Origin of the sequence: Thermus brockianus, from assembly GCF_021462505.1 — a bacterium.
GTDB classification, from domain to species: domain Bacteria; phylum Deinococcota; class Deinococci; order Deinococcales; family Thermaceae; genus Thermus; species Thermus hydrothermalis.
The window spans coordinates 85,127-109,783 of the sequence record NZ_JAKEDV010000006.1; the positions used below are offsets into that span (position 1 = coordinate 85,127).

Below are 24,657 nucleotides of genomic sequence, written 5' to 3' on the forward strand. Positions count from 1 at the left end.
ATGCTCACCCTGGACCTTTCCGGCAAAAGGGCCCTGGTCATGGGGGTTACCAACCAGCGGAGCCTGGGCTACGCCATCGCCGAAAAGCTAAGGCAAGCGGGGGCCGAGGTGGCTCTAAGCTACCAAGGGGAACGGCTTCGGACCGAGGCGGAAAAGCTCGCCGAGGCCCTGGGCGGGGCCCTCCTCTTCCAGGCGGACGTGACCCAAGACGCCGAGCTGGACGCCCTCTTCGCCGGCCTAAAGGAGGCCTGGGGAAGCCTAGACTACCTGGTCCACGCCATCGCCTTCGCCCCCCGGGAGGCCATGGAGGGGCGGTATCTGGACACCCGGCGGCAGGACTGGCTCCTGGCCCTGGAGGTTTCCGCCTACTCCCTGGTGGCGGTGGCGAAGCGGGCGGAACCCCTTCTCCAGGAGGGCGGGAGCATCGTCACCCTCACCTACTACGCCAGCGAGAAGGTGGTGCCCAAGTACAACGTCATGGCCATCGCCAAGGCCGCCCTGGAGGCGAGCGTGCGCTACCTGGCCTACGAGCTTGGCCCCAAGGGGGTGCGGGTAAACGCCATCTCCGCCGGCCCCGTGCGCACCGTGGCGGCAAGGAGCATCCCCGGCTTCACCAAGATGTACGACCGGGTGGCCCAGACCGCCCCCCTCAAGCGGAACGTCACCCAGGAGGAGGTGGGCCACCTGGGGCTTTTCCTCCTCTCCCCCCTGGCAAGCGGCATCACGGGGGAGGTGGTCTACGTGGACGCCGGGTACCACATCATGGGGATGGAGCTGGAATAGCGCCTGGCCCCCAAACCGCTCAAGCCTGTTTCCGCTAGCATGGGAGGGATGAGACGGCCCACCCCCACGGTCTGGGTGGGGCGCATCCCCCTAGGGGGCGCCCACCCTATCGCCGTGCAGTCCATGACCAACACCCCCACCGCCGACGTGGAGGCCACCTTCCGCCAGGTGGCAGCGCTTCACCGGGCGGGGAGCGAGATCGTCCGCCTCACGGTGAACGACGAGGCCGCCGCCCAGGCGGTGCCCGAGATCAAGGAAAGGCTTTTGGCCGAAGGCATAGACGTGCCCTTGGTGGGGGACTTCCACTATAACGGCCACCTCCTCCTCAGGAAGTTCCCCCGGATGGCCGAGGCCCTGGACAAGTTCCGCATCAACCCGGGTACCCTGGGCCGGGGACGGCACAAGGACGAGCACTTCGCCGAGATGGTGCGCATCGCCCTGGACCTGGGCAAACCCATCCGCATCGGCGGCAACTGGGGGAGCCTGGACCCCGCCCTCCTCACCGAGCTCATGGACCAAAACGCCCGGCGCCCGGAGCCCAAAAGCGCCCACGAGGTGGTGCTAGAGGCCCTGGTGGAAAGCGTAGTGCGGGCCTACGAGGCGGCTTTGGAGATGGGCCTAGGGGAGGACAAGATCGTCCTTTCCGCCAAGGTGTCCAAGGCCCCTGACCTGGTCCAGGTCTACCGGGAGCTCGCCCGGCGCACCCAGGCTCCCCTCCACCTGGGCCTCACGGAAGCGGGCATGGGGGTGAAGGGAATCGTGGCCTCAGCCGCCGCCCTGGCCCCCCTCCTCCTGGAGGGGATTGGGGACACCATCCGCGTCTCCCTCACCCCCGCTCCCGGCGAACCCCGCACCAAGGAGGTGGAGGTGGCCCAGGAGATCCTCCAGGCCCTGGGCCTCAGGACCTTCGCCCCCGAGGTGACGAGTTGCCCCGGGTGCGGCCGCACCACCAGCGTCCGCTTCCAAGAGTTGGCCGAGGAGGTTTCCCGCCACCTCAAGGAACGGCTTCCCGAGTGGCGGAAACGCTACCCCGGGGTGGAGGGGCTCAAGGTGGCGGTGATGGGGTGCGTGGTGAATGGCCCCGGGGAGAGCAAGCACGCCCACATCGGCATCTCCCTGCCGGGGGCGGGGGAGGAGCCCAAGGCCCCGGTCTACGCCGACGGCAAGCTCCTCACCATCCTCAAGGGGGAGAACCTTGCGCAAGAGTTCCTCAAGATCCTGGAAGCCTACGTGAAGGAGCGCTTCGCCCCCAAAGCCTGATGGAGCCCTTCGCCTTTTCCGTGGAAGCCCAAAGCGGCCGGGCCCGGGTGGCCCGTTTTTCCACGCCCCACGGGGTGGTGGAAACCCCCCTCTTCATGCCCGTGGGCACCCAAGGCTCGGTCAAGGGCCTTCTGCCCAGAGACCTTAAGGAGATTGGGAGCCAGATCCTCCTCGCCAACACCTACCACCTCCTCCTGCGCCCGGGGCCCGAGCGGGTGCGGGCCCTTGGAGGGCTTCACGGCTTCGCCGGGTGGCGGGGGCCATGGCTTACGGACTCCGGGGGCTTCCAGGTGATGAGCCTGGGGCACCTAAGGCGCATAGACGAGGAGGGGGTGGTCTTCCAGAGCCATCTGGACGGGAGCCTCATCCGGCTCACCCCGGAAAGGAGCCTGGCCGTCCAGGAAGCCCTGGGGGCGGACATCGTCATGGCCTTTGACGAGTGCCCTCCCTACCCCGCAAGCCGGGCGTACCTGAAGGACTCCTTGGAGCGTACCCTGCGCTGGCTGGAGCGCTCCCTAAGGGCCAAAACCCGGGAGGACCAGGCCCTCTTCGGCATCGCCCAAGGGGGGACGGACCTCGAGCTCAGGCGGCTTTCCACGGAGGAAACCCTCCGCTTTGACCTCCCCGGCTACGCCATCGGGGGGTTGGCGGTGGGGGAGCCCAAGGAGGCCATGTTCCGCGCGGTGGAGCTCTCCACCCGCCTCCTCCCCGAAGGCCGCCCCCGCTACCTCATGGGGGTAGGCCACCCGGAGGACCTGGTGGCGGCTATCGGGCTTGGGGTAGACCTCTTTGACTGCGTCTACCCCACCCGCACGGGCCGCTTCGGAAGCGCCCTGGTGCCCGAAGGCCGCCTCAACCTGAAAAACGCCCGCTTCCTGGAGGAAAAAGGCCCCTTGGAGGAGGGGTGCGACTGCTACACCTGCCAGACCTTTAGCCGGGGCTACCTCGCCCACCTGGTGCGGGCCGGGGAGATGCTTGGGGGGGTTCTCCTTTCCCTGCACAACCTCCGCTACCTCCACCGCCTCACGGAAGGCGCGCGGGAGGCCATCCGCAAAGGGTCCTACGGGGACTTCGCCCGGGCCTTCGCCGAAAGGCGCTTTGGCAAGGAAGTGCCCCTCTGGTTCCGGGAGGCCTTGGCCGCCGGGGGGCATTGGTAGAATGCCCCTCATGACGCCACGGCACCTTATCCTGGGCCTCCAGCACACGGTGGCCATGTTCGGGGCCACGGTGCTGGTGCCCCTCCTCACCGGGCTGAACCCGGCGGTGGCCCTCTTCACCGCCGGAGCGGGCACGCTTCTTTTCCACCTGGTCACGGGGCGGATGGTCCCCGTCTTCCTGGGCTCCAGCTTCGCCTTCATCGCCCCAATCCTGGCGGCCAAGGAGGCGGGGTTTTCCCTGGCGGCAGTGGGCGGGGGCATTGCGGCGGCGGGGCTCGTCTATGCCCTTTTCGCCCTTCTGGTCCTCCTCATCGGCTCAGAAAGGGTACGGCAGGTCTTCCCCCCGGTGGTCACGGGCCCCGTCATCGTGGTCATCGGCCTGACCCTGGCCCCGGTGGCGGTGGGGATGGCGGCCAAGGACTGGCTCTTGGCCATCGCCACCTTCTTGGGAGCGGTGGTGAGCGCCGTCTTCTTCCGGGGGCTTTTCCAGATGATCCCCGTGCTGATGGGGGTGGGGGTGGGGTACCTTCTCGCCCTTCTCCTGGGCCGGGTGGACCTAAGGCCCCTAGGGGAGGCCTCCTGGTTCGGCCTCCCGGCCTTCACCCTGGCCTCCTTTGAATGGGGGGCGGTGCTCCTCATCGCCCCCGTGGCCTTCGTCACGGTCATGGAACACATCGGGGACATCCTCACCAACGGCCGGGTGGTGGGGAAGGACTTCTTCGCCCGCCCGGGCCTCCACCGCACCCTCCTCGGGGACGGCTTGGCCACCAGCCTGGCGGGGCTTTTGGGCGGGCCCGCCAACACCACCTACTCCGAGAACACCGGGGTCCTGGCGGTGACCAAGGTCTACGACCCCCTGGTCCTCCGCATCGCCGCGGTCTTCGCCATCCTCCTCTCCTTCTCCCCCAAGCTCGCCGCCCTCCTCCAGACCCTGCCCCAGGGGGTCTTGGGGGGGATTTCCATGCTCCTTTTCGGCATGATCGCCTCCGTGGGCATCCGCACCCTGGCGGAGGCCGAGATTGACTTCACCCACAGCCGGAACCTCATCGTGGTTTCCGCCATCCTGGTCCTGGGCCTGGGCGGGGCGGTGGCCAACCTGGGCACGGTGCAGGTGGCCGGGGCGGCGTTGCCCCTCAAGGTGAGCGGCATGGCCCTGGCCGCCTTGGCGGGTGTGGTTCTGAACCTCCTTCTGCCCAGGCAACTGGAACCGGAGGAACTGGCCACGGAAGAGGAGCGCCTACCCTAGCCTTCCCGGTAGAAGCGGCTTCGCCGGTAGTAGTCCTCCAGGAGGACCTTCAAGAAGGCGGCGGCGGGCACCCCCAAAAGGGCGCCCCAGAGGCCAAAGAGGCTTGCCCCGGTGAGGATGGCGGCGATGGCCGTCACCGGGTGGAGCCGCGTGGCCCGGCCCACGATGAGGGGGCCGAAGAGGTTTCCTTCCAGCTGGTTGGCGAGCCAAAGGACGAGGAGGGCGAGGAGAACCTTAGGCCACCCCCCGGTGGCGGCGAGGAGCAGGGCGGGCACCCCGGAGACGACCACCCCCACGAAGGGAATGAGGTTGAACACCCCCGCCAAGAAGCCCAGGCTCGCCGCCAAAGGCACCCCCACGAGCCATAGCCCCACCCCCACGATGAGGCCCACCAAGAAGGCCACGAGAAGCTGGCCCCGGACATAGCCCCCCACGCTCCGGTCTAGCTTGGCGGAAAGCTCGGCCACCAAGGGCTGGTAGGGCTCGGGGAAGGCCAGGAGGAAGGCCCGGCCCAACCGGGGCAGGTCGTAGAGGAAGTAGATGGAGAGGGTTAGAGCGGTGAGAAGTTGCAAAACCCCGCCCAAGAGGGCGGTGAAAAAGCCCAGGAGGCTCCCCCCTTGGGCCAAAAGCTCCTGGAGCCAGCGCGCAAGAATTTCCAAAAAGTTCTGCAGAAGGCCCTGAAGGTTTCGGCCCGCCTCGGTGAGGATGGGCTGCAAGGCTTCGGGCACGGGTACAGCCCGCACGCGGTCAGGCAGGCCCTGGAGCCATTGGAAAAAGGGATCCAAAAGCCGGGGAAGCTCCTGGGCCAAGCGGGTAAGTTCCAAGAGGGTCTGGGCGGTGAGGAAGGAGGCGAGGCCCAGGAAAAGCCCCAAGAGGAGGTAGACCAGGGCCACCCCCAAGGCCCGGGGAAGCCTAAGGCCCTCAAAGAAGCGCACCAAGGGGTGGAAAAGGTAGGCGAAGGCGAAGGCGAAGAGGAGGACGGAAAGGGCGGGCCAGGCCCGGGCCAGGAGGCGGTAGAGGAGAAAAAGGAGGAGGAGGTAGACCAGGACCCGCACGTAGGGGTTTTCCCAGACCTTGGCGAAGGCCTCGCGCATGGGGCTATTCTAGGCCGAAGAAGGCCTTGGCCTGGCGCAAAAGGGCCTCGCCCGCAAGCCCCTGGAAGAGGAAGCGGCCCCGATCGGGCTCGCCCTCCCAGACCTCAAAGAGAAGCCTCGAGGCCCCGCCCTGAAGGCCGGTATTCCCCACGTAGCCCAAGGGATCGCCCCGGTGGAGGCGGCTTCCCACCTTTAGGCCCCGGTAGGGGGCCTGGAGGTGGCCGTAGACGGTGGTGCGGCCATCGGGGTGGCGAACCCAGACCTCGAGGCCCCTTAGCACGTCCATCTCCTCCGGGCCCGCCCCCTCCTTCACCCGCTCCAGGAGGGCTTGGAAGGCCTTGGGGGAAGGCTCTTGGTAGTCCAGGTCCACCTTCACCACCTCGCCGCTTGCCGCCGCCACCACCCCCACGCCCCGCACCACGGGCACGCAGGCGTCCCCCGCCTGGAAAACGAAGCCGGCGCTCACCCCCTTGCGGTAGGGGCGGGGGGCGTTGGGCAGGTTCTCGGGCCGGGTGGGCAGGCAAGCCCCGGGAAGGGGCAGGCGGTAACCCTCGGGGGCCCAGGCGGCTTGGGCCTGGTAAAGGGCCACCTCCTGGCGGAGGGCGGCAAGCTGCCGCCCTCGGGAGGAAAACCCCAGGGTCACCACCAGGGCGTACAGGGAAAGGGCCAAGAGGAGATAGTGCCCGGGCTTCCAGGCCACAGGGCCATGCTACAGGAAAAAGGGCCCCCTAGGGGCCCTTGGGAGGAAGGGATGGGCTAGAGGAGCTTAAGAAGCCTCTCCTTAATCTCCTTGGCGGAAAGGCCTTCTAGCTTCAGGCCCTTGGCCCTTTCCAAAAGCTCGTAAACCTTGGGGATGTGGCTTGTGGCCACGCGGAAGGTGATCTCCTGGCCCGCCACCTTCACCCGCACCTTCTGGAGGTTAGGGTACTGGCGCCGCTTGGAGATGCCCGTGGTCTTCTTGCCCACGCCCCCTTCCCGCTTGGCCTTACCCCGCCTCTGGATGCTGTTGGCCACGATGGGCCGCTTTCCGCTAATCTCACACACCTTAGCCATGGCACCCTCCCGTGCCCGAAGGCAAACCCTATGGAGTATAGCACAAAGGGCCCCATCCGGTAGACTCTGGGGGATGCCCACGGTGCTCGTGCCCTTGCTCATAGCCCTTGACCAGATCCTCAAGCTCTGGGCCCTGGAGAACCTCTCCCCGGTGCCGAAGCCCCTCCTGGGCGACCTCCTCTACCTCACCCTGGTGCGCAACGCCGGGGCGGGCTTCGGCCTTTTGCAGGGGAAGGCCTTCCTCCTGGGGTGGCTGAGCCTTGTGGTGGGGACGGCCCTCCTCTACCTCCTCGCAAGCCGCCGCTACCCCTTCGCTCAAGCCCTCGCCCTCTCCCTCATCGCCGCCGGGGCCTTGGGGAACGGGATAGACCGCCTGGGCCGGGGGTGGGTGGTGGACTATTTGGACCTCGGCACCTCCATCCCCCCCATCGCCCAGTTCCCCGTCTTCAACCTGGCGGATATCTGCGTGACCCTGGGGGCCCTTCTCCTCCTCTTCACCCCCAGGCGGCGCAGGCGAGCGTTCTAAACCCTTTGGAGGACCCGGGCGAAGCGCTCCAGGGCCTTCTTCAGGTTATCCTCGCTGGTGGCGTAGGAAAGGCGCACGTGGCCAAAGGCGGCGAAGTCCGTCCCCGGGACCACGGCCACCCCCGCCTCCAAAAGGCGCTCCGCCGCCTTCACCTCGTCCTCGGCGATGGGAGCCGTGTCCATGAGGACGTAGAAGGCCCCTTGTGGGCGCACCGCCTTTAGGCCCATCTGGGCTAGACCCGCAAGAAGCAGGTCCCGCCGCCTCCGGTAGGCCTCCCGGGCCATCTCCACGAAGGCGCGGGAGGCTTCCTGGTTGGTGAGGGCCTCGAGGGTGGCCCACTGGGCGATGGTGTCGGGGCTCGTGGTGGACTGGCTGGAAACGTCGGCCATGGCCTTGATGACCTCCTTGGGCCCGCAGGCGTAGCCGATGCGCCAGCCCGTCATGGCGAAGGCCTTGGCCGCCCCGTTCACGGTGATGGTGTGCTCGGGGGCCACCCGCCCCGGGGAGAAGTGGGCCCCCTCGTAGATGAGGTGCTCGTAGATCTCGTCGGAGATGAGGTAGAAGTCGTGGGCCTGGGCGAGCTCGGCCAAGGCCTTAAGGACCTCCTCGGGGTAGACGGCCCCCGTGGGGTTGTTGGGGGAGTTCACCACCAGGGCCTTGGTGCGGGGGGTGATGGCCCGCCGCACCCGCTCGGGGTCCGGCACGAAGCCCTCTTCCGGGAGGGTCTTGACCTCCACCGGCACCCCCCCGGCGAAGCGCACCATCTCGGGGTAGCTCACCCAGTAGGGGGCCAGGACGATGACCTCGTCCCCGGGGTCCAGGATGGCCTGGAAGAGGTTGAAGAGGGCCTGCTTCCCGCCCACGGTGACGATGGTCTCCTCCGGGCGCACCTCGAGGCCGTTTTCCCGGCGGAACTTCTCCGCCACTGCCTCCCTCAGCTCGGGGATGCCCGCCGGGGGGGCGTACTTGGTCTTGCCCTGGGCCAAGGCCCGCCGCGCCGCTTCCTTCACGTGTTCTGGGGTGTCAAAGTCGGGCTCGCCGGCGGTGAGGGCCACCAGGTCCACCCCTTGGCGCCTGAGCTCGAGGGCCTTGGCGTTCACCGCCACCGTGGCCGAGGGCTTCATGGCCTTGACCCTTTGCGAGAGGCCGCGCATGGCCTAAGTATAGGGCGGAAGGGGTAGGATGGGAACGTGGACCAGGCCCTGGCCCAGGCGGTGGACGTGGTGCGAAGGCACCTACAAGGGCGCCGCTTTCAGTACCTTCTAGAACGCATGGAGGAATCCCTTTAGGAAGCCTCCAGGGGCCGCAGGAGGGGCTTACGCCCCTTGGCCCCGGCCCGCCGGCCCACCACCTTGAGGCCCAAGGGCTCCACCGCCGCCCGGTAGGCGCTCGCCTCCGGCAAAAGCTCCCCGTCGGCGTGGGCGGGCACGGGGTAAGGGAAGGCCAGCTCCACCGTCCTCGCCGCAAAGGCCTCCACCTGGGGGTGGGAGAGGTGCTTGCCGAGGAGAAGCCGGGGCAGGATGAAGACCACCCCGGGCCGGGAAAAGCGCTTGGCCAGGACCACGGAGAGGAGCCCGTCCTGCGGGTCGGCCATGGGGGCGATGGGGATGCCGCCCCCGTAAGCGGGGCCGTTCATGGCGGCGAGGAGCAGGAGGGGGCCCTGGTAGACCTCCTTCCCGTCCAAAAGGAGCCGCCCTTCGGGGAGCCGCAGGGCCTTGAGCACGGCGAAGAGGGCATAAAGGTACCGGGGCATGCCCCGGAGGAAGGAGGGGGCGGAAAGGGCCTTCTTGGCCACCAGGGCGTCAAAACCCACGCCCAAGGAGGCGCCAAAGGGCTCCCCGTTCACCCGGCAAAGGTCCACCGCCTCCTCGGGGGCGAGGAGGGCGTGCTCCAAGGCCATAGGCCACGGAAGCCCCCTCAGGCCCAACATGCGGGCGAAATCGTTCCCGCTCCCGATGGGCACCACCCCCAGGACCTTTTCCGTGCCGGCGAGGCCCCGGAGCACCTCGTGCACCGTGCCATCCCCCCCCACGGCCACCACCCGTGCCCCCTCGGGGGCCCGTTGGGCGAGCTCCGTGGCGTGGCCCGGGCCTTCGGTGAGGAAGGCCTTGGCCCCCCTGTCCCGGGCGGCCCTCAGGATGGCCCCGGAAAGCCTCCCCACCCTGCCCCGGCCTGCCGCCGGGTTGACGATGACCCAACGTTCCACCCCCGTATTCTAGGGCCATGGGCCTCCTCGCCCATTTCCTGCAAGGCCCCCACCCCAAGACCACCCTCCTCCTCACCCGGGCCGGGCCGGTGGAGAACCCGGGCCACGTCCTCTATAGCCATCCGGGCCTTCCCCTGGCCGAGGAGGGCAGGCGGGCCCTTCTGGCCCTCGTGCCCCTCCTCAAGCGCTATCCCGTGGTCCGGGTCTACGCCGCCGATAGCCTGGCGGAAAGGGAAGCGGCGGCCCTCCTGGGGGAGGCCCTGGGGGTACCCTACGCCCTCCTTCCCGAACTCCGGGAAAGGCGCTGGGGGGCTTGGGAAGGGCTTAGCTTCGCCGAGGTGGAGGCCCGCTACCCCGAGGCGGTGCGGGCCTGGCTGGAGGACGAGGCGGGCTTCGCCCCGCCCCTGGGCGAGAGCGTGCGGGAGGCGTGGGTGCGGGGGCAGGAGGCGGTGAAGGGCCTTTTGCGAAGGCATAGGGGCCAGGCCATCCTGGTGGTGGGGAACTGCACGGTAAACCGCGCCGCCTTAAGCCTCGCCCTTCCCCTTCCCCCGGAGGAGGGCTTAAGGCTAGAGCAGGACTACGCCCGGCTCACCATGGTGGACTTCTATGGGGAAGAAGGGGTGGTGAAGGCCCTCAACCTGGACCCTTGTCCCTAGCCGCCCCCGGGGCCTTAGGGGTAGACTTAGGGCATGATCCGGCCCGTGGCCCGCCAGGACCTGCCGGGGCTTTTAAAGCTCCTCCGCTTCATGGACGAAAGCCCCCAAAGGGGGGTCTTGGCCCCGGAGGCGCGGGACCTCGAGGGCCTCGCCGAGGAACTGGAAGACGGCCTCATCCTCCTCCGGGACGGGGAGGTGGCGGGGTACGTGGGCCTCTACCCCTTCTGGGACGGGGCCGCCCTGGAGGGCCCCTTGGCCTACCGGAAAGAGGACCTCCGCCCACTTCTAGAGGCGGCGGAAGAACGGGCCAAGGCGCTTGGGGTGGAAAGGCTTTACGCCTTCCCCCGTCAGGAGAACGAAGCGGTGCGCGAGGCCCTGGAGGAGGCGGGGTACGGCCTCCTCCACGTTACCTATTTCTTCGTGAAAAACCCGGAGGGCCTGGACTTCCCGCCCCCCGAGGGCGTGCGCATCCGGGAGGGCTTCCCGGGGCCCGAGGTGTACCGGGAGCTTTACCGGGAAAGCGAGGAGGGCTGGGCCTTGCGCCTCAAGTGGACGGACGAGGAGCTGGCGGAGCACTTCGCTGACCCCGCCATCCACCTCCTGGTGGCCTACCAAGGGGAGGAGCCGGTGGGCATGGCCGAGGTGGAGCTGGAGGACCAGGAGGCGAGCGTGGCCTACATCGGCGTGGTGCCCAGGGCGCGGGGGAAGGGGATCGGGCGCGCCCTCCTGGCGGAGGCGGCAAGGCTCGCCCAAAGGAAGGGGGCGAGGCTTCTCCGGGTGCGGGCCCACGACCACGAGAAGGGGGCCTTGGAGCTATACCGGGGCCTGGGGTTTAGCCTCGAGGAGGCGGTGGCCACCTACGCCAAGGAGCTCAGGGCCAGGCGGTAGGTGGTGGCGTGGGCGGCCACGGTGAGGGCGGGGTCCCGGTTGTACCCCCCGCCCATGACCACCACCAAGGGCACGCCGAGCCCCTTCACGAAGCGGAAGACGGCGAGGTCCCGCCGCCCAACCCCTTCCAAGCTCAGGGCCAGGCGGCCGAAGCGGTCCCCTTTGAGGACGTCCACCCCGGCGTTGTAGAAGACAAGGCCGGGGCGGAAGTCCTGGGCCACCTCTAGGGCGGCCTCGAGGGCCCTTAGGTAGGCCTCGTCCCCTACCCCATCGGGGAAGCCCACGTCCAGGTCGCTCCGCTCCTTCTTCAAGGGGTAGTTCCGCTCCCCGTGCAGGGAGAGGGTGAAGACCAGGGGGTCATCCTGGAAGAAGACGGCGGTGCCGTTTCCCTGGTGGGCGTCCAGGTCCACCACCAAGACCCGTCCCCCAAAGCCCCGTTTGGCCCTCAGCCAGTGGATGGCCACGGCCACGTCGTTGAAGAGGCTATACCCTTCGGCCCGCCCCGGGAAGGCGTGGTGGGTGCCGCCCGCAAGGTTCAGCCCAAGGCCCAGCTCCAAGGCGTCCTCCGCCGCCCGCAAGGTCCCCCCAGCGGCGTGGAGGGCCCTTTGGAGGAGGGCTTGGCTAAAGGGTAGCCCCAGGCGCAAGGACTCCTCCCGGGTAAGCCCCTCCGTAAAGAGCCTATCCAGGTATTCCCGCTCGTGGGCCAGGTAAAGCGCCTCCTTGGGCACCTCGGGGGCGGGGAGGATGGGAAGAAGCCCCTTTAGGGCCTCCGCCACCCCCCCGTACTTGTAGAGGGGAAAGGGGTGCCCCTCGGGGAGGGAGAAGGAGAGGTGGGCCGTGGTGTAAGCCCGCACGCTCCTATCCTTACGCCTTTCTGCCACAATGAAAAGAAGCGTGCGCCTCCTTCTCCTCTCCGACCAGGTCCACCCCCACATCCACTCCCCCCGCTTCCCCCACAACCTCCCGCCCTTTGACCTGGTCCTGGCGGCGGGGGACCTGCCGGGGGAGTACTTGGAGTACGTGGCCAGCAAGGTGGCGGTGCCGGTGCTCTACGTGCCCGGCAACCACGGGGAGGAGTGGGTGTGGGAAGAGGGACGGAAGAAGCGCCCCGGGGGGGTGGTGAACCTGCACGGGAGGCTCTACCGCCACCAGGGGCTCCTCTTCTACGGCATCGGGGGGGTGCCCCGCTACCGGGAAGGGGAAGGACAACTCGCGGAGGCAGCGCTTTACCGCCTGGCCCTCAAGCCCCTTTTCCTCCTACCCAGGCGGCTCCTTGGGGGGCACGGCGTGGACGTCCTCCTCACCCACGCCCCGCCCCCCGGGCCCACGGCTGGGGAGGACCACGCCCATAGGGGAAGCGGCGCCTTCCTCCTCTTCCACCGCCTTTTCCGCCCCCGGCTCCACGTCCACGGCCACACCCCCCTTCTCGGGGCGAACCCCAAGAGGGGCTACCGCACCCCCTTGGGGGTGGAGGTGGTGCACGTCCAGGGCTACACCCTCCTAACCCTTTAGCCGCCCCCGCGGCTTGCGGCGAAGGCGATGCGGTTAAACCAGGCCTCCGCCTCCTCCCCCTCCACCTGGACCCAAAGCTGGGGCACGCTCAGGCTTCCCACCCTTAGGGGCTCGGCCTCGGCGAAGCGGACCGTGGCCCCGGGAAGGGCGTAGTGGCCTTCCTCCAGCTTCCTCCCGCCCCAGGAAACCAGGTATTCCTCCAAAAGCCACGGGGGAAGCGCCCCGAAGGTGGCCTCCGGCGCCCCGCCCGCCACCGGGGGGAAAAGGTCCAAGGTGGCGTCCGGGCCCAAGGGGGTGGCAAGCCCCGCCAAATACCGCACGTCCCGCCCCTCCAAAAAGACCGAAACCCGCTCCGCCAAGGCCTCCCCCTCAAAGAGCTCCTCCCTTAGCTTGGGGTAGGCCCGGACCAGGTTCTCCAACACCTCCCCCACGGTCCTGCCCTCCACCTCCAGGTGGCTTTGCCCCGTGAGGTCGCGGAAGGTGGCGTAAAGGTTCACCTTGGGCATAGGGCCAGTTTAAACCCCGGCCCCCTCGAGGGCCGGGGCCTTGGAAGAAGGCTTAATCGTCCGCCGCCTGGGAGAGGATGCCGAGCTCGGCGAGCTTCGCCCTGGGCACCACGCCCTTTTCCCAGCCCCGCTCCCGGTAGTACTCCTCCAACATGAGGTCCAGCTCCGTGCGCTGCCCCTTAGAGCCGGCGCAGTCCGAGGCCTCCTCCAGGAAGCGCTTGGGCAGGTAGTCCGAGCCCTCGGCCCAGCCCGCCAGGTTGTTGTAGTAGCGCTCCAGGTTGTAAATGCGCTCGCCGATGGTCAGGATCTCCTCCGGGGTCACCGGGCGGCCCCAGTAGGCGGCAAGCTGCTTGGCGTACTCCTCGGGTCCCTCGGCGAACTGGCTGAACTTGCAGAGGTCCAGGGAGTCGGTGAAGGCGGAAAGGTCCTGGAAGAGCTTGGTGAGCTTGCCCTTGCCCTCCCAGGCCAAGGGGTCGGTCTTGTAGGGCACCCCCAGGATCTCGGAGGCCGGGGTGTAGGCCCGGAGGTGGCAGGCCCCGCGGTTGGAGGTGGCGTAGGCGATGCCCATGCCCTTGAGGCCCCGGGGGTCGTAGGCGGGGATGGACTGGCCCTTCACCTCCAAGGAGATCTCGGGATGGCCGATGGCCTTGGCGAAGCGGGCCGGGCCTTCCGCCAGCATGTCCCCCACCCCCTTGCGGAGGGCGATGGCCTCGAGGATCCGGATCTCCCCTTCCTTGTCCCCGAAGCGGATCCCGTCCTCCCCCGTGTAGTAGCCCTTCTCCGTGGCCTCCATGAGGACGGCGATGGCGTTGCCCGCCTCAATGGTGTCCATGCCGTAGGCGTTGCAGAGGTAGATGGCGTAGCCCGTCCAGTCGGTGTCCGTGTGCCCGGCGTGGGCCCCCAGGGCCCAGGCGGACTCGTACTCGTAGGACTCAAAGCGGATGGTCTTGCCGTTTACGTGCACCTCCACCATCTTCTTGCAGGCCACGGGGCAGGCATGGCAGGTGTTGTCCTTGATGAGGCGGTGCTCCCGGATGTACTCCCCGGAGATGGTCTGGACCCCGTCTATGCAGGTGTGCTGGGCGTTAAAGGTGGGCAGGGCCCCCATGACGTTGGTGATGTTCATGAGGACGTTGGTGCCGTAGAGGGAAAGCCCGCCCTTCTTGGGGGCGGTGACGTTCTTGGGGTCGTTGATGGTGGCGGAGGCCAGCCGGTCCGCCTCCCGCCAAAGCTCCGGATCCTTGGGCTGGGGCATGTGGTCCTGCTTGCCCACCACCACGATGGCCTTGAGCCGCTTGCTCCCCGCCACCGCCCCGGTGCCCCCGCGGCCCGCCGCCCGCTCGTCGTTGTTGATCCAGTTGGCGAAGCGCACCCGGTTCTCCCCGGCAGGGCCGATGGCCATCACGTCCGCCTCCTCCCCGTGCCGCTCGCGGAGGATGCGGTGCACCTCGTGGGTGGTCTTGCCCCAGAGGTCGCTGGCGTCGTGGAGGGTCACCTCCCCGTCCTTCACCAGGAGGTAGACGGGCTTCTCCGAAGCCCCCTTGATGAGGAGGCCGTCAAACCCCGCCCACTTCAGCTTGGCGGCGGTCCAACCCCCCATGTGGCTGTCCGTGACCGTGCCCGTGAGGGGGCTTTTGGTGACCACGGCGAGCCGCCCCGACATCTTGGCCCGGGTGCCGGAGAGGGGGCCGTTCATGATGGCCAGGAGGTTGTCCGGGCTAAAGGGGTCCACCTGGGGGCCGTTCTCAAACACGTACTTCACCCCAAGGCCCCGGCCCCCCACGTACATCTCCAGGTCCTTGGGGTCGGGGGCAAAGTACTCCACCTTGCCGCTCGTGAGGTCTATACGGGCGATCCTGTGGGCATATCCTCCAAGCATTCTCACACCTCCTGAGGGCGGGATAAAGGCAAAGGGCGCCATGAAGACCGCACGGGGTTGCCCTGGTTTCGGGGTGGATTATACCACTTTCCCGGGGAAGAATGTGAAGCCATTCGGGGATAATGGACCTATGCTGGCCCTTTGCGGCGAGGTCCTGGTGGACCTCATCCTGGAGGGGGAAAACCCCTTGCGCTTCACCGGGGTCCTGGGAGGTTCGGCCCTGAACACCGCCACCACCCTGGCCCGGCTCGGCTTTCCCGTGCGCTTCCTCTCCGAGGTGGGCACGGACTGGCTCTCCCGTTGGAGCGAGGAGGAAATGGCCCGAAGGGGCTTGGAAGCCCATCTCGTGCGCCACGAGGGCCCCATGCCCCTCGCCCTGGTGCGCCTGGAAGGGGGTAACGCCACCTATAGCTTCCACCGCCCCTTCCAAGGGGCCTTCCGCCCCCCGAAGGGGGCCCTAAAGGGGGCGAGGGCCTTCCACTTCGGCTCCCTCTTCGCCCTGGAAGGGCGCACGGCGGATGGGGTCCTGGCCCTTGTGGAAGAGGCGGAAGGGGCCCTCCTCTCCTACGACCCCAACCTGCGCCACCCGCCCACGGGGGAGGAGCGGGCGCGCATCCAAAGCTACCTACGACGGGTGGACCTCCTGAAGCTTTCCCTGGAGGACGCCCGCCTCCTCTTCCCGGAAGGCCCGGTGGAAGGGGTAAAGGGGCTTCCTCCACCCCTCAAGGTCCTCACCCTGGGGGAGGAGGGGGCCTTGGCCTTCTTGGGGGAAAAGGAGGTGCGCCTGCCGGCGGAAAGGGTGGCGGTGGCGGACACCGTGGGGGCGGGGGATAGCTTCACGGCGGGCCTCCTCGCCCTCCTCCTGCGGAAAGGCTACGGCAAGGCAAGCCTCCCCTCCCTCACCCCGGAGGACCTGGAGGAAAGCCTAAGGGGGGCCATGGCCCTCGCCGCCCTGGCCTGCACCGTGCGGGGGGCCTACCTGCCCGAGGAAGGCCTTAGGGCCTGGAAGGCCCGCTTCCTAGGGGATTAGGAGGACCTTCCCCGTGGTCTTCCGCCCCTCCAGGGCCTCGTGGGCCTCCTTGGCCTTTTCCAAGGGGAACTCGGCCCCAATCAAGACCTTAAGCCACCCCTCCCGCACCCCCTGGAAGACCTCCCCCGCCCGCCAGAGGAGCTCCTTGCGGCTCGCCGTGTAGTGGTGGAGGGTGGGGCGGGTGAGGAAGAGGCTTCCCTTGCGGTTCAGGATCTGGGGGTCCTGGGGCGGCACGGGGCCGGAGGACTGGCCGAAGAGGACCAGGTAGCCCCGGGGGCGGAGGGCCTCGAGGCTCTCCAGAAAGGTGGCCTGCCCCACCCCGTCGTAGACCACGTCCACACCGCCCCCGGAAAGGGCCTTCACCGCCTGGGCAAAGCCCTCGTAGGGAAGGGCGTAGTCCGCCCCCAAGGAGCGCGCCAGGGCCCGCTTCTCCTCGGTGCTGGCCGTGGCGTAGACCGTGGCCCCAAGCCGTTTGGCCCACTGGACGAGGAGGGTGCCCACACCCCCCGCGGCGGCGTGCACCAGGACCTGGGTTCCCGGCCCCACGGGGTAGGTGCTCTTCAGGAGGTAGTGCACGGTCATCCCCTGGAGGAGGGCCGCCGCCGCCAACTTGGGGCTAAGCCCCTCGGGGATGGGCACCAGGCGCTCGGCGGGGACGAGCTGGTACTCGGCGTAAGCGCCTTGCACGTTGGCGAAGGCCACCCGGTCCCCCGGGCGCACCCCCAACACCCCTTCCCCTACCCGCTCCACCACCCCAGCCCCTTCCTCCCCCAGGGTGAAGGGGAGGGGCATAGGGTAAAGGCCCTTCCGCTTGTAGGTGTCAATGTAGTTGACCCCGATGGCCTCCAACCGCACCAACACCTCCCCTGGCCCCGGCTCGGGAAGGGGAAGGTCTTCCAGCCGCAACACCTCGGGCCCGCCCACCTCGTGTACCCGGATCGCCCGCATGGGCCTAGTCTACCCAAGCCCTCCCCGCCCCGCACCTCTTGAAAAGCAAAGGACTTTGCGATACAAAGTATTTTGTAGGAGGTGAATATGCGGCGCATGGCCTTCTGGGTAGCGGCGCTGGCCCTGAGCGCCCAGGCCCTTGGCGGCTCCTTGGGCTACGGCTTCCTGGGCTACGGAGGCGGGTTCCAAGGGGGCGGCGGGGGGTTCGGCACCTTCCAAGGCCTGGCCCTGGGGGGAGAGGCCTGGGGCGGGCCCGGGGGCAGGGGGGGCGCCCTGGTGGTGGGGCCTTGGCTTTCCCTGGGGGAGGGCTTCTACCTCTTGCCTGGCCTGGGCCTTGGGGGCGGGGAAGGGGGCAACCAAGGAGGGTTCCTCCTGGACCTGGGGGTGCGGGCCTTCTACTTCCCGAGGGGGGAAGGCGGCTGGGCGGTGGGGCTTGGGGTGGGCTACACCCACGCCCCCACCTTCGGGGGTTTCTACCTGAGGCTTCTCCTGGGGGGAGGGAGGCCGTGAGGCGGGAAGAGGCCCAACACCTCCTCCAGCCGCCCAAAGGAGCGCGCAGGCGGCGCGGCTCAGGCTCGCCCTCCTCGGGGGGTGGTACCTGGTCCTTTGGGGCGGGGTCTGGGCCCTGGGCTACCTCCTCCAGGCCCTCCACCCGGCGTGGGCTGGGCCCTTCTTCGCCCTCACCGCCCCCCTGGCCACCCTGCTCACGTTTTACCTGGGCTTCCGGCAAAGGGAAGCGGTGCGGAGCGAGCGGGGCCTCCTGGTCTTCGCCCTCTGGGGGCTTCTCGCCCTCTTTTACCTCCTTCACTGGGCCTTCCTCCTGCCCCCTAAGGGCCTCGAGGGCCAAAGCTTCCTGGTAAGCCTCGTGGCCTTCGGCCTCGCCCTCACCGGGGTCCTTTGGAAGGTGCGGGAACTCCTCCTTGGCGGCTTGGGGCTATTCCTCCTCGCCCTCCTCCTCCTTCGCGTCTTTCCCGACGGGTGGGCATGGGGCATGGCCCTGGTGGGCTTTCTCGCTCTCCTCTTGGGGGTGCGGCTCGTATGGCGCTGGACCCCTTAATCCACCAGGAAACCCGCCTCCGCCTCATGGCCCTCCTGGCCGCCCTGGGGGAGGAGGCCGAAGTGGAGTTCTCCTGGCTAAAAAACGCCCTTGGCCTCACCGAGGGCAACCTGGCAAGCCACCTGCAGAAGCTGGAGGAGGCGGGGTACGTGGCCGTGCGGAAGGGCTTCGTGGGAAGGAAGCCCAAGACCTGGGTCCGGCTCACCCCCCAAGGGCGGGCCGCCTACCTGGCCCACCGGGAAGCCCTTTTGGCCCTCCTTAAGGGCTAGAAGGCCCGGGCGTACTGGGGCGGGACCTCCGCCTTGACCCCCAGGGCCTGAGCCGCCCGCAAGGGGAAGTAGGGGTCCCTAAGGAGCACCCGCCCCAGGAGGACGAGGTCGGCGCTTCCCGCCTGGAGGAGGGTTTCCGCCTGCTCCGGGGTGGTGATGAGCCCCACGGCCCCCGTGCGAAGCCCCACCCGCTTGCGCACGGCATCGGCGAAGGGCACCTGAAAGCCTGGGGCCACCGGCACCCGCACCCAAGGCACCACGCCCCCGCTGGAGAGATCCAAAAGGTCCACCCCCAGGGCCTTGAGCCTTTGGGCGAAGGCCAGGGTGTCCTCCAGGCCCCACCCCCCTTCCGCCCAGTCCGTGGCGGAAAGGCGCACGAAAAGGGGAACCTCCTCGGGCAGGGCCTCCCGCACCGCCTGGGCCACCCGTAGGGGAAAGCGCATGCGGCCTTCCAAGCTCCCCCCGTAGGCGTCCTCCCTTTGGTTGCTCAAGGGGGAGAGGAAGGAGGAGAGGAGGTAGCCGTGGGCCATGTGGAGCTCCACCACCTGGAAGCCCGCCCTAAGGGCCCGCCTCGCCCCCTCCACGAAGGCCTCCAAGACCCGCTCCATCCCCCTTTCGTCCAGGGGCTCGGGCACGGGGTAGCCCTCGGCGAAGGGGATGGGGCTTGGCCCCACCACCCGCCAGCCCAAGGGCTTTCCTCCTTCCCAGGGCCGCGCCACCCCCGCCTTGCGCCCGGCGTGGGCCAACTGGATGCCCGGCACCGCCCCCGCCTCCCGGATGCGGCGGGCCAGCTCCGCCAACCCCGGGAGGTGGTCCTCCGACCAGATGCCCAGGTCAAAGGGGCTGATGCGCCCCTCGGGGAGGACGGCGGTGGCCTCGAGGAGCACGAGCCCCACGCCCCCCAGGGCCCGGGTGGGGTAGTGGAGGAGGTGCCAGTCCGTCACCTTCCCGTCCTCCGTGGCCGAGTACTGGCACATGGGGGACATGGCAAGGCGGTTTTTTAGCCGCAGGCCGCGAAGCTCTAGAGGGGTAAAGAGGAGAGGCATGCGCCTATTATTGCCAAGAAACCCTTTCTCGCATGGTAAGATTTGCCTATGGACCCAGGCCTCGAGGCCGCCTTCCGCTACGTGGAACGCCTCCTCTTCGGGGACATGGAGCGCCCCGGCCTCACCCTCTACGACCTGGAGCGCCTGGTGGGCTACCCCGCCAAGGGCGACGGGCCTTTGAGCTACACCCTCCCCCGCACCAAAAGCCTTTCCGGCGTCCAGGGGGTGCGCCTTTTCTACTACCCCAAGGACCCAAACCTCCAACTCATCGTGGAGATAGAGGACCTGGAGGGGCGAAAGCACCTCCGCCACTTCCGTTGGAACGGCTATACCTGGGAGGTGCCCGAGGGCAAGCGGGGCGACCTAAGGAGCACCGAGGAAAGCCTGGGCCTCGTCCCCGTGGGGGAGGACTACTTCCTGGGCTTTCCCCAGGAAGAGGCCAGGGAACTGGCGGAAGCGGTACGCAAAGGGGAGGCCCTGGGGGCCAAGTACCTCCTCTGCCCCCGGTGCGGGGCCCGGGTCTTCTACGCCCCCTCGGTGCGGCCAACGGAGGTGGCCTGCCCCCGGTGCGGCAACCCCACCCTGCTCTTCAAGACCTTTAGCGGCACCGAGGCCCCCAAGGACCCCCTGGAGGTCCTGGCGGAGGAGCAACGGGCCCTAAGGAAGACCTTGGAGGAACTTCTTAGCTACCTCAAGCGGAAACTCGGCCCCTAGACCCGCACCCCCGGTTGGCCCCAGCCGGTGTAGGCGTAAAACCGCCCCCGCTCCCCTGAAAGGTAATCCAAAAGGGGCTCCTGCAAGGGGCGGTGCCCGGAAAGCTTGACCGCCACCTCTTCCGGGGTGAAAAAGCGGGCCTCCACGATGTGTCCATCGGGGTCCTTAGGGTTTAAAAGCCCCTCGTAGCTGGCCTTGAAGGCCATGGCCAGGGTGCGCTCGTTCTTGCGCCGGTCCTCCACCTGGATCACGTAGGCCAGGTGCTCCACCGCCTTGACCCAAAGGCCCGTTTCCTCCCGCACCTCCCGGGCCAAGGCCTCCAAGACCGTCTCCCCGGGCTCCACCGTGCCCCCGGGAAGGGTATAGCGCACCTGGCCCCGGCGGCCCCAGTCGTTCCCCACCAAGAGGACCCGGCCCTGGCGGTCCAGGAGGATGGCCGCCACCACCAGGATCTCGCGGCGCATCACGCTTCCGTCATGGCCTCCAGCTGCCGCTCCTGGTCGGCCCGCTTGAGGGCCTCCAAAAGGGGCTGGAGGTGGCCCGAGAGGACGCCCTCGAGGTCGTGGGTGGTGAAGCCGATGCGGTGGTCCGTGACCCGGGACTGGGGGAAGTTGTAGGTGCGGATCTTCTCCGAGCGCTCCCCGGTGCCGATCTGGGCCAGGCGGGTCTGGCGGAGCTTTTCCGCCTCCTCCGCCCGCTTCATCTCCAAAAGGCGGCTCCTGAGGATCATGAGGGCCTTCTCCCGGTTCTTGATCTGGCTCCGGGAGTCCTGGCAGGTGACCATGATCCCCGTGGGCAGGTGCACCACCCGCACGGCGGAGTCCGTGGTGTTCACCCCCTGCCCCCCAGGCCCCGAGGCCCGCATCACGTCAATGCGGATCTCGTCCATGTTGAGCTGGAAGTCCGCCTCCTCCGCCTTGGGCAAGACGGCCACCGTGGCCGTGGAGGTGTGGATCCGCCCCTGGGTTTCCGTGGCCGGAACCCGTTGCACCCGGTGGACCCCGCTTTCGTACTTGAAGGTGCCGTAGGCCCCCGGACCCCGCACCTCAAAGACCACCTTGGAGAAGCCCCCTAGGTCCGTGGGGTTGGAGTCCAGGATCTCCGTTTCAAACCCCATCTCCTCGGCGAAGCGGAGGTACATCTCCAAAAGGTCCCGGGCGAAAAGGGCCGCCTCCTCCCCCCCGGTGCCGGCCCGGATCTCCACGATGGCGTCCCTTTCGTCCATGGGGTCTTTGGGCAGGAGGTGGCGCTCAAGCTCCCTTTCTAGCGCTTCCTTCCGGGCAAGAAGCCGTTCCTTCTCCGCCTTGGCCTCCTCCTTCAGGTCGGGGTCTTCCAGGAGGGTTTCTAGGCCCTCGAGGTCCTCCAAGACCTTGCGGTACTCCCGGATGAGGGCGATGATCTCCCCCATCTCCGCATAGCGCCGGGAAAGGTTCTGGTAGCGCTTGGGGTCCTTTAGGACCTCGGGGTCGGCAAGGAGCGCTTCCAGCTCCCGGTGCTCTTCTTCTAGGCGCGCAAGCTTATCCAGCATACCTTATCTCAGGATACCCCAAAGCGGGCTTGCCCCGGGATTTAGGTTTGCCTAAAATTGGGGGCATGGACACCCCCCTCTTTCACGCCCTCCTTGGGGGCCTTTTCACCTGGGGGCTGACCGCGGTGGGGGCGGCCAGCGTCTTCCTCGCCCGAGAGCCCAGCCGCAAACTCCTAGACGGCATGCTGGGTTTCGCCGCCGGGGTGATGCTGGCCGCCAGCGTCTTCTCCCTCCTCCTGCCAGGGATGGAGATGGCGGAGGCCCAAGGGCAAAACCCCCTCGTTCCGGCGGTGGTGGGCTTCCTCCTGGGGGGAGCCTTGTTGCGCCTTGTGGACCGCCTCCTTCCCCACGTTCACCTCATGCCGGGGGCCCAGGCGGAAGGCGTGCCCACCCCCTGGCGGCGCACCACCCTCCTCATCCTGGCCATCACCCTGCACAACTTCCCCGAGGGGCTTGCGGTGGGGGTGGCCTTCGGGGCGGCGGGCCTAGACCCCACGGGGGCGGCAAGCCTGGGTGGGGCCATCGCCCTGGCCGTGGGCATTGGGCTTCAGAACCTGCCCGAGGGCCTGGCCGTGGCCTGGCCCCTGCGGCGGGCAGGGGTGGGGGCGGGGCTCGCCTTCTTCTACGGCCAACTCTCCGCCATCGTGGAGCCTTTAGGGGCGCTCCTGGGGGCGGCTTTGGTGGGGCAGATGATGGCCCTCCTTCCCTACCTCATGGCCCTGGCGGCGGGGGCCATGGTTTTCGTCATCGTGGAGGAGGTGATCCCGGAAAGCCAGGCGGAGGGCAACGGGGACGTTTCCAGCTTTGGGGTCATGGTGGGCTTCGCCACCATGATGGCCCTGGACGTGGCCTTGGGCTAGTCCCGGCCCAAGCGCTCCCGTAGGAGGCGGGCGGCCTCCTCCGCTTTGGCCTTGGCGGTCTCCGCCGCCTTCTTGGCCGCCTCCGCCAAGCTTTTGAGCCCGTCGGGAAGCCCGTCCTGGTCCTGATCCAGTTCCTTCAAGCGGGCCTTGGCCTCCTCCAGCGCCTTTTTGGCCTCCTCCAAGGCCCGCTCCACCACGTCGGGCCGGCCATCCTTGTCCTGGTCCAGCTTGTCCTTGAGCTCCAAGAGGCGCTTTTCCACCTCATCGGCCACGGACCGCACCGTCTCCTTGGCCTTTTCCAAGAAATCTCTGAAATCCGCCATGCTTCATGCTACAACAAGGCCCTAAGGTCCGCCACCACCTGGTCCGTGGCCTCCACCTTGTCCGGGCTGAAGAGGAGGACGAGCCTCCCCCCTTGCACCACGAAGGTGGTGGCGGTGTGGTCCACCAGGTACTCCCCCGGCCCCCGGTACTGGGTCTTCTGGTAGTAGACGCCAAAGCGTTGGGCCACCTCCCGGATGGCCTCAGGGCTCCCGGAAAGGCCCAGGAAGCTCGGGTGGAAGGCCTTGGCGTAGCGGTCCGCCACCTCGGGGGGGTCCCGCTCCGGGTCCACGCTCACGAAGACTACCCGCACCCTTTCCTGCTCCTTCGGGGAAAGCTTTTCGTAAGCCCGCTTCAGGGCGAGAAGGGTAGTGGGGCAAACATCGGGGCAGTGCACGTAGCCAAAGAAGAGCAGGACCACCTTGGCCTCGAGGTCGGCCAGGCGCACCGGGCCCCCGGGGCTTTCCAGGGTAAAGTCCACGGGCTTGGGGTTCATGAGCCGGGTGCCGTAGAAGCTATGCCCCTTGGGCAGGAGGAGGTAGGCCACCCCCAGGAGGGCCAAGAGGGCAAGGGGAAGCCAAAGCCGCCTCATCGGGCCTCCACGGGCAGGAGCACCTTAAGCCGGGTGCCGTCTTGGAACCGGAGAACGAGCTCCACCTTTTCCCCCAGCTTGAGGGGCCGCTTGAGGTTGAAGAGCATGAGGTGGTACCCCCCGGGCTTGAGGGCAAGCTTTCCCTTGGGCGGGACCTCGGCGAAGTCCACGGGCCGCATCCCCATGACCATCTTGCCGTCCTTTTCCTGGTGGAAGGTGCCGTGAAGCTCCACCCGCTCGGCCCAAGCCGCCTCCGCCCCCACCAGGCGCAAGGGAGCCTCCCCCGGGTTTTCCAAGGTGAGGTAAGCGGCGGTCACGGCCAAGGTGGCCGGGTAGCGGACCCAGCCCTCCACCACCCGCACCTCCTGGGCCAAGGCCAGGCCGAGAAGGAGGAAGAACCCCATCCAGCGCCGCATGGCCTCAGGATAGGGGGCCTTGGGGGGACAAATGTACTTCACCGGGGTAAGATGCCCCCGGGAAGGAGCTTTAGACCATGCTCCGCATAGCCGGCATCCTCCTCACCCTCCCCTTCTTCCTCCAGCTCCTCGGCCTGGGGGATACCCCCTTGGGCGGGGGGCTCTGCGGGGAGGTCTTCCGCCAGAAAGACCCCGCCTTGGCCCTGCAAACCCCGGGGTTTTGGTATGGCCTCCTCTTCATGCTCCTTTTGGCCCTGGAGCTAGGCTACGGGCTTTCCCTCCTCCTCCTGCCCCTTCTGGAGGTGCGCCTTGGCCCCGCCTGGCTCCGGACCGGGCGCTTTCTGGTGGGGGCGCTTCTCGCCCTTTTCTTCCTCACCCGCACCACCGGGCTTCCCCTGCCCACCCCCACGGGAGTGGTCCTGGAACCCGCCCCCCTGGACCCCCTAAGCCTCCTTCTGGTGGGGCTCTCCCTTTTGGGCGGGCTCCTTTTGCGGGAGAATGGGGGGCATGGAACGCCTGCTTGAGGTGATGCGCCGCCTCAGGGGCCCCGGGGGGTGCCCCTGGGACCGGGCCCAGACCCACGAGAGCCTGGTCCCCTACCTCCTGGAGGAGGCCTCGGAGGCGGCGGACGCCCTCCTTGGGGGAAACCCCAAGGAGATGGCGGAGGAGCTTGGGGACGTCCTCCTCCAGGTGGCCTTCCACAGCGTCATCGCCGAGGAGGAGGGGCGCTTTGCCTACGAGGACGTAGAGCGGGCCATCGTGGAAAAGCTCATCCGCCGCCACCCCCACGTCTTCGGGGAGGCAAAGGCCAAGACCCCGGAGGAGGTGAAGGCCCGCTGGGAAGACCTGAAGGCCCAGGAAGGGAAGCGGGAAGACCCTTGCGGCCTGCCCAAGAACCTCCCCACCCTGTTAAGGGCCTACGAGCTCCAGCGCAAAGGCATAGACCCCGGAAGCGAGGAAGGGCTTTTGCTGGCCCTGGAAAGAGGCGACCTGGAGGAGGCGCTTTGGAACCTGGTGGGGCTTTTCGCCAAAAGGGGTTTGGACCCCGAGACCGCCTTAAGAAGGCGCTCCCGCAAAGCCTGCCGGAGGTAGCCCTCCCCCAGGGCTTTC

The 24,657-nt window shown here is 68.1% G+C and carries 31 protein-coding genes; 16 read left to right on the forward strand and 15 right to left on the reverse strand.

Features of this window, described 5'->3' with window-relative positions; genetic code table 11:
- From LXN00_RS08710 to LXN00_RS08725, 4 genes are read left to right on the forward strand one after another with little or no spacing between them, the layout of a single operon-like run.
- Complete coding sequence (locus LXN00_RS08710) at nt 1-783, forward strand: enoyl-ACP reductase FabI (RefSeq protein ID WP_234507365.1); 783 nt, start codon at nt 1-3, stop codon at nt 781-783.
- Nucleotides 784-831: 48 nt separating this feature from the next.
- Nucleotides 832-2,043 (forward strand): flavodoxin-dependent (E)-4-hydroxy-3-methylbut-2-enyl-diphosphate synthase, encoded by a 1,212-nt coding sequence (gene ispG, locus LXN00_RS08715; protein ID WP_418952989.1) that lies wholly within the window; start codon nt 832-834, stop codon nt 2,041-2,043.
- The gene (gene tgt, locus LXN00_RS08720) at nt 2,043-3,200 is read left to right on the forward strand and encodes a tRNA guanosine(34) transglycosylase Tgt (protein ID WP_234507369.1); all 1,158 of its coding nucleotides are present in this window, start codon (nt 2,043-2,045) and stop codon (nt 3,198-3,200) included. Before ispG ends, tgt begins: the two co-directional genes overlap by 1 nt.
- Before the next feature lie 10 nt (nt 3,201-3,210).
- Nucleotides 3,211-4,446, forward strand: coding sequence for a uracil-xanthine permease family protein (locus tag LXN00_RS08725; RefSeq protein WP_234507371.1), 1,236 nt, complete (start codon nt 3,211-3,213; stop codon nt 4,444-4,446).
- On the opposite strand, the gene LXN00_RS08730 is transcribed toward LXN00_RS08725, so the two are convergent.
- Genes LXN00_RS08730 through rpmB form a run of 3 tightly spaced genes read right to left on the reverse strand, consistent with a single transcriptional unit; the run spans nt 4,443 to nt 6,593 of the window.
- Nucleotides 4,443-5,540 (reverse strand): AI-2E family transporter, encoded by a 1,098-nt coding sequence (locus tag LXN00_RS08730; protein WP_234507373.1) that lies wholly within the window; start codon nt 5,538-5,540, stop codon nt 4,443-4,445. The two genes, LXN00_RS08725 and LXN00_RS08730, sit on opposite strands and share 4 nt — an antisense overlap.
- Nucleotides 5,541-5,544: 4 nt before the next feature.
- Entirely contained in the window at nt 5,545-6,240 is a 696-nt protein-coding gene (locus tag LXN00_RS08735) for a M23 family metallopeptidase (RefSeq protein ID WP_234507376.1), read from the reverse strand.
- 56 nt (nt 6,241-6,296) lie between these two features.
- Complete coding sequence (gene rpmB, locus LXN00_RS08740) at nt 6,297-6,593, reverse strand: 50S ribosomal protein L28 (RefSeq protein ID WP_071676882.1); 297 nt, start codon at nt 6,591-6,593, stop codon at nt 6,297-6,299.
- A 73-nt stretch (nt 6,594-6,666) separates the two neighbouring features.
- Here rpmB and lspA point away from each other — a divergent pair, with 73 nt between their 5' ends.
- Entirely contained in the window at nt 6,667-7,119 is a 453-nt protein-coding gene (gene lspA / locus LXN00_RS08745) for a signal peptidase II (protein WP_234507378.1), read from the forward strand.
- On the opposite strand, the gene aspC is transcribed toward lspA, so the two are convergent.
- Both aspC and LXN00_RS08755 read right to left on the reverse strand, forming a co-directional pair.
- Nucleotides 7,116-8,273 carry an aspartate/prephenate aminotransferase gene (aspC, locus tag LXN00_RS08750; RefSeq protein WP_234507380.1) on the reverse strand — a complete coding sequence of 386 codons (1,158 nt, stop codon included), beginning with the start codon at nt 8,271-8,273 and terminating at the stop codon, nt 7,116-7,118. The two genes, lspA and aspC, sit on opposite strands and share 4 nt — an antisense overlap.
- Before the next feature lie 131 nt (nt 8,274-8,404).
- Nucleotides 8,405-9,325, reverse strand: coding sequence for a diacylglycerol/lipid kinase family protein (locus LXN00_RS08755; protein ID WP_234507382.1), 921 nt, complete (start codon nt 9,323-9,325; stop codon nt 8,405-8,407).
- Between the two features lie 17 nt (nt 9,326-9,342).
- On the opposite strand from LXN00_RS08755, the gene LXN00_RS08760 reads away from it, so the two are divergent.
- Nucleotides 9,343-9,981, forward strand: a complete 639-nt coding sequence (locus tag LXN00_RS08760) for a histidine phosphatase family protein (RefSeq protein WP_234507384.1) — start codon at nt 9,343-9,345, stop codon at nt 9,979-9,981.
- A 33-nt stretch (nt 9,982-10,014) separates the two neighbouring features.
- A complete protein-coding gene (locus tag LXN00_RS08765) occupies nt 10,015-10,869 on the forward strand; it encodes a GNAT family N-acetyltransferase (protein WP_234507386.1) in 855 nt (284 codons plus the stop codon).
- On the opposite strand, the gene LXN00_RS08770 is transcribed toward LXN00_RS08765, so the two are convergent.
- Nucleotides 10,839-11,723 carry a histone deacetylase gene (locus LXN00_RS08770; RefSeq protein WP_234507388.1) on the reverse strand — a complete coding sequence of 295 codons (885 nt, stop codon included), beginning with the start codon at nt 11,721-11,723 and terminating at the stop codon, nt 10,839-10,841. The genes LXN00_RS08765 and LXN00_RS08770 overlap by 31 nt on opposite strands.
- 28 nt (nt 11,724-11,751) lie before the next feature.
- Here LXN00_RS08770 and LXN00_RS08775 point away from each other — a divergent pair, with 28 nt between their 5' ends.
- Nucleotides 11,752-12,381, forward strand: coding sequence for a metallophosphoesterase (locus LXN00_RS08775; protein ID WP_234507390.1), 630 nt, complete (start codon nt 11,752-11,754; stop codon nt 12,379-12,381).
- Here LXN00_RS08775 and LXN00_RS08780 read toward each other — a convergent pair.
- Both LXN00_RS08780 and LXN00_RS08785 read right to left on the reverse strand, forming a co-directional pair.
- A complete protein-coding gene (locus LXN00_RS08780) occupies nt 12,378-12,887 on the reverse strand; it encodes a ubiquitin-like small modifier protein 1 (protein ID WP_234507392.1) in 510 nt (169 codons plus the stop codon). The two genes, LXN00_RS08775 and LXN00_RS08780, sit on opposite strands and share 4 nt — an antisense overlap.
- Nucleotides 12,888-12,939: 52 nt before the next feature.
- A complete protein-coding gene (locus LXN00_RS08785; protein ID WP_234507394.1) occupies nt 12,940-14,766 on the reverse strand; it encodes an aldehyde ferredoxin oxidoreductase family protein in 1,827 nt (608 codons plus the stop codon).
- Nucleotides 14,767-14,896: 130 nt separating this feature from the next.
- On the opposite strand from LXN00_RS08785, the gene LXN00_RS08790 reads away from it, so the two are divergent.
- Nucleotides 14,897-15,796 (forward strand): carbohydrate kinase family protein, encoded by a 900-nt coding sequence (locus LXN00_RS08790; protein WP_234507396.1) that lies wholly within the window; start codon nt 14,897-14,899, stop codon nt 15,794-15,796.
- Here the strand turns inward: LXN00_RS08790 and LXN00_RS08795 are convergent.
- Nucleotides 15,785-16,744 carry a quinone oxidoreductase family protein gene (locus LXN00_RS08795; protein WP_234507398.1) on the reverse strand — a complete coding sequence of 320 codons (960 nt, stop codon included), beginning with the start codon at nt 16,742-16,744 and terminating at the stop codon, nt 15,785-15,787. The two genes, LXN00_RS08790 and LXN00_RS08795, sit on opposite strands and share 12 nt — an antisense overlap.
- Nucleotides 16,745-16,831: 87 nt before the next feature.
- Here LXN00_RS08795 and LXN00_RS08800 point away from each other — a divergent pair, with 87 nt between their 5' ends.
- From LXN00_RS08800 to LXN00_RS08810, 3 genes are all read left to right on the forward strand, one after another.
- Entirely contained in the window at nt 16,832-17,254 is a 423-nt protein-coding gene (locus tag LXN00_RS08800; protein WP_234507400.1) for a hypothetical protein, read from the forward strand.
- Nucleotides 17,255-17,483: 229 nt separating this feature from the next.
- Nucleotides 17,484-17,801 carry a hypothetical protein gene (locus LXN00_RS08805; RefSeq protein WP_234507402.1) on the forward strand — a complete coding sequence of 106 codons (318 nt, stop codon included), beginning with the start codon at nt 17,484-17,486 and terminating at the stop codon, nt 17,799-17,801.
- Nucleotides 17,783-18,070, forward strand: coding sequence for a winged helix-turn-helix domain-containing protein (locus LXN00_RS08810; protein ID WP_234507404.1), 288 nt, complete (start codon nt 17,783-17,785; stop codon nt 18,068-18,070). The genes LXN00_RS08805 and LXN00_RS08810 overlap by 19 nt, the downstream gene beginning before the upstream one ends.
- Here LXN00_RS08810 and LXN00_RS08815 read toward each other — a convergent pair.
- On the reverse strand, nt 18,067-19,116 hold the full coding sequence (locus tag LXN00_RS08815) for an NADH:flavin oxidoreductase/NADH oxidase (protein WP_234507406.1): 1,050 nt from the start codon (nt 19,114-19,116) through the stop codon (nt 18,067-18,069). The genes LXN00_RS08810 and LXN00_RS08815 overlap by 4 nt on opposite strands.
- A gap of 48 nt (nt 19,117-19,164) precedes the next feature.
- Here LXN00_RS08815 and LXN00_RS08820 point away from each other — a divergent pair, with 48 nt between their 5' ends.
- The gene (locus LXN00_RS08820) at nt 19,165-19,830 is read left to right on the forward strand and encodes a hypothetical protein (RefSeq protein ID WP_234507408.1); all 666 of its coding nucleotides are present in this window, start codon (nt 19,165-19,167) and stop codon (nt 19,828-19,830) included.
- Here the strand turns inward: LXN00_RS08820 and LXN00_RS08825 are convergent.
- Together LXN00_RS08825 and prfA are read right to left on the reverse strand one after the other, a co-directional pair.
- Nucleotides 19,827-20,294: an NUDIX hydrolase gene (locus LXN00_RS08825; protein WP_267962761.1), complete on the reverse strand. Its 468-nt coding sequence runs from the start codon at nt 20,292-20,294 to the stop codon at nt 19,827-19,829. The two genes, LXN00_RS08820 and LXN00_RS08825, sit on opposite strands and share 4 nt — an antisense overlap.
- Nucleotides 20,294-21,358: a peptide chain release factor 1 gene (gene prfA, locus LXN00_RS08830; RefSeq protein WP_234507409.1), complete on the reverse strand. Its 1,065-nt coding sequence runs from the start codon at nt 21,356-21,358 to the stop codon at nt 20,294-20,296. The genes LXN00_RS08825 and prfA overlap by 1 nt, the downstream gene beginning before the upstream one ends.
- A gap of 65 nt (nt 21,359-21,423) precedes the next feature.
- Here prfA and LXN00_RS08835 point away from each other — a divergent pair, with 65 nt between their 5' ends.
- Nucleotides 21,424-22,218, forward strand: coding sequence for a ZIP family metal transporter (locus LXN00_RS08835; RefSeq protein WP_234507411.1), 795 nt, complete (start codon nt 21,424-21,426; stop codon nt 22,216-22,218).
- Here LXN00_RS08835 and LXN00_RS08840 read toward each other — a convergent pair.
- The 3 genes from LXN00_RS08840 to LXN00_RS08850 are packed head-to-tail and all read right to left on the reverse strand — an operon-like array spanning nt 22,215 to nt 23,547.
- Nucleotides 22,215-22,541, reverse strand: a complete 327-nt coding sequence (locus LXN00_RS08840) for a dolichyl-phosphate-mannose-protein mannosyltransferase (RefSeq protein WP_234507546.1) — start codon at nt 22,539-22,541, stop codon at nt 22,215-22,217. The genes LXN00_RS08835 and LXN00_RS08840 overlap by 4 nt on opposite strands.
- Before the next feature lie 8 nt (nt 22,542-22,549).
- Nucleotides 22,550-23,131 carry an SCO family protein gene (locus LXN00_RS08845; protein ID WP_234507413.1) on the reverse strand — a complete coding sequence of 194 codons (582 nt, stop codon included), beginning with the start codon at nt 23,129-23,131 and terminating at the stop codon, nt 22,550-22,552.
- Nucleotides 23,128-23,547: a copper chaperone PCu(A)C gene (locus LXN00_RS08850; protein WP_234507415.1), complete on the reverse strand. Its 420-nt coding sequence runs from the start codon at nt 23,545-23,547 to the stop codon at nt 23,128-23,130. Before LXN00_RS08850 ends, LXN00_RS08845 begins: the two co-directional genes overlap by 4 nt.
- A gap of 77 nt (nt 23,548-23,624) precedes the next feature.
- Between LXN00_RS08850 and LXN00_RS08855 the strand changes: the two genes are divergently transcribed.
- Together LXN00_RS08855 and LXN00_RS08860 are read left to right on the forward strand one after the other, a co-directional pair.
- Nucleotides 23,625-24,071, forward strand: a complete 447-nt coding sequence (locus LXN00_RS08855; protein WP_234507416.1) for a hypothetical protein — start codon at nt 23,625-23,627, stop codon at nt 24,069-24,071.
- Entirely contained in the window at nt 24,046-24,639 is a 594-nt protein-coding gene (locus tag LXN00_RS08860) for a MazG family protein (RefSeq protein ID WP_234507419.1), read from the forward strand. Before LXN00_RS08855 ends, LXN00_RS08860 begins: the two co-directional genes overlap by 26 nt.
- The last annotated feature ends 18 nt before the right edge of the window (nt 24,640-24,657 follow it).

Coding starts and splice junctions, on each gene's coding strand:
- lspA (WP_234507378.1), top strand. CDS start 6,667: ATGCCCACGGTGCTCGTGCCCTTGCTCATAGCCCTTGACCAGATCCTC.
- LXN00_RS08780 (WP_234507392.1), bottom strand. CDS start 12,887: ATGCCCAAGGTGAACCTTTACGCCACCTTCCGCGACCTCACGGGGCAA.
- LXN00_RS08840 (WP_234507546.1), bottom strand. CDS start 22,541: ATGGCGGATTTCAGAGATTTCTTGGAAAAGGCCAAGGAGACGGTGCGG.
- LXN00_RS08800 (WP_234507400.1), top strand. CDS start 16,832: ATGCGGCGCATGGCCTTCTGGGTAGCGGCGCTGGCCCTGAGCGCCCAG.
- LXN00_RS08850 (WP_234507415.1), bottom strand. CDS start 23,547: ATGCGGCGCTGGATGGGGTTCTTCCTCCTTCTCGGCCTGGCCTTGGCC.
- aspC (WP_234507380.1), bottom strand. CDS start 8,273: ATGCGCGGCCTCTCGCAAAGGGTCAAGGCCATGAAGCCCTCGGCCACG.
- LXN00_RS08765 (WP_234507386.1), top strand. CDS start 10,015: ATGATCCGGCCCGTGGCCCGCCAGGACCTGCCGGGGCTTTTAAAGCTC.
- tgt (WP_234507369.1), top strand. CDS start 2,043: ATGGAGCCCTTCGCCTTTTCCGTGGAAGCCCAAAGCGGCCGGGCCCGG.
- rpmB (WP_071676882.1), bottom strand. CDS start 6,593: ATGGCTAAGGTGTGTGAGATTAGCGGAAAGCGGCCCATCGTGGCCAAC.
- LXN00_RS08725 (WP_234507371.1), top strand. CDS start 3,211: ATGACGCCACGGCACCTTATCCTGGGCCTCCAGCACACGGTGGCCATG.
- LXN00_RS08835 (WP_234507411.1), top strand. CDS start 21,424: ATGGACACCCCCCTCTTTCACGCCCTCCTTGGGGGCCTTTTCACCTGG.
- LXN00_RS08815 (WP_234507406.1), bottom strand. CDS start 19,116: ATGCCTCTCCTCTTTACCCCTCTAGAGCTTCGCGGCCTGCGGCTAAAA.
- LXN00_RS08810 (WP_234507404.1), top strand. CDS start 17,783: ATGGCGCTGGACCCCTTAATCCACCAGGAAACCCGCCTCCGCCTCATG.
- LXN00_RS08795 (WP_234507398.1), bottom strand. CDS start 16,744: ATGCGGGCGATCCGGGTACACGAGGTGGGCGGGCCCGAGGTGTTGCGG.
- LXN00_RS08825 (WP_267962761.1), bottom strand. CDS start 20,294: ATGCGCCGCGAGATCCTGGTGGTGGCGGCCATCCTCCTGGACCGCCAG.
- LXN00_RS08790 (WP_234507396.1), top strand. CDS start 14,897: ATGCTGGCCCTTTGCGGCGAGGTCCTGGTGGACCTCATCCTGGAGGGG.
- LXN00_RS08855 (WP_234507416.1), top strand. CDS start 23,625: ATGCTCCGCATAGCCGGCATCCTCCTCACCCTCCCCTTCTTCCTCCAG.
- LXN00_RS08785 (WP_234507394.1), bottom strand. CDS start 14,766: ATGCTTGGAGGATATGCCCACAGGATCGCCCGTATAGACCTCACGAGC.
- prfA (WP_234507409.1), bottom strand. CDS start 21,358: ATGCTGGATAAGCTTGCGCGCCTAGAAGAAGAGCACCGGGAGCTGGAA.
- LXN00_RS08775 (WP_234507390.1), top strand. CDS start 11,752: ATGAAAAGAAGCGTGCGCCTCCTTCTCCTCTCCGACCAGGTCCACCCC.
- ispG (WP_418952989.1), top strand. CDS start 832: ATGAGACGGCCCACCCCCACGGTCTGGGTGGGGCGCATCCCCCTAGGG.
- LXN00_RS08710 (WP_234507365.1), top strand. CDS start 1: ATGCTCACCCTGGACCTTTCCGGCAAAAGGGCCCTGGTCATGGGGGTT.
- LXN00_RS08820 (WP_234507408.1), top strand. CDS start 19,165: ATGGACCCAGGCCTCGAGGCCGCCTTCCGCTACGTGGAACGCCTCCTC.
- LXN00_RS08730 (WP_234507373.1), bottom strand. CDS start 5,540: ATGCGCGAGGCCTTCGCCAAGGTCTGGGAAAACCCCTACGTGCGGGTC.
- LXN00_RS08845 (WP_234507413.1), bottom strand. CDS start 23,131: ATGAGGCGGCTTTGGCTTCCCCTTGCCCTCTTGGCCCTCCTGGGGGTG.
- LXN00_RS08860 (WP_234507419.1), top strand. CDS start 24,046: ATGGGGGGCATGGAACGCCTGCTTGAGGTGATGCGCCGCCTCAGGGGC.
- LXN00_RS08760 (WP_234507384.1), top strand. CDS start 9,343: ATGGGCCTCCTCGCCCATTTCCTGCAAGGCCCCCACCCCAAGACCACC.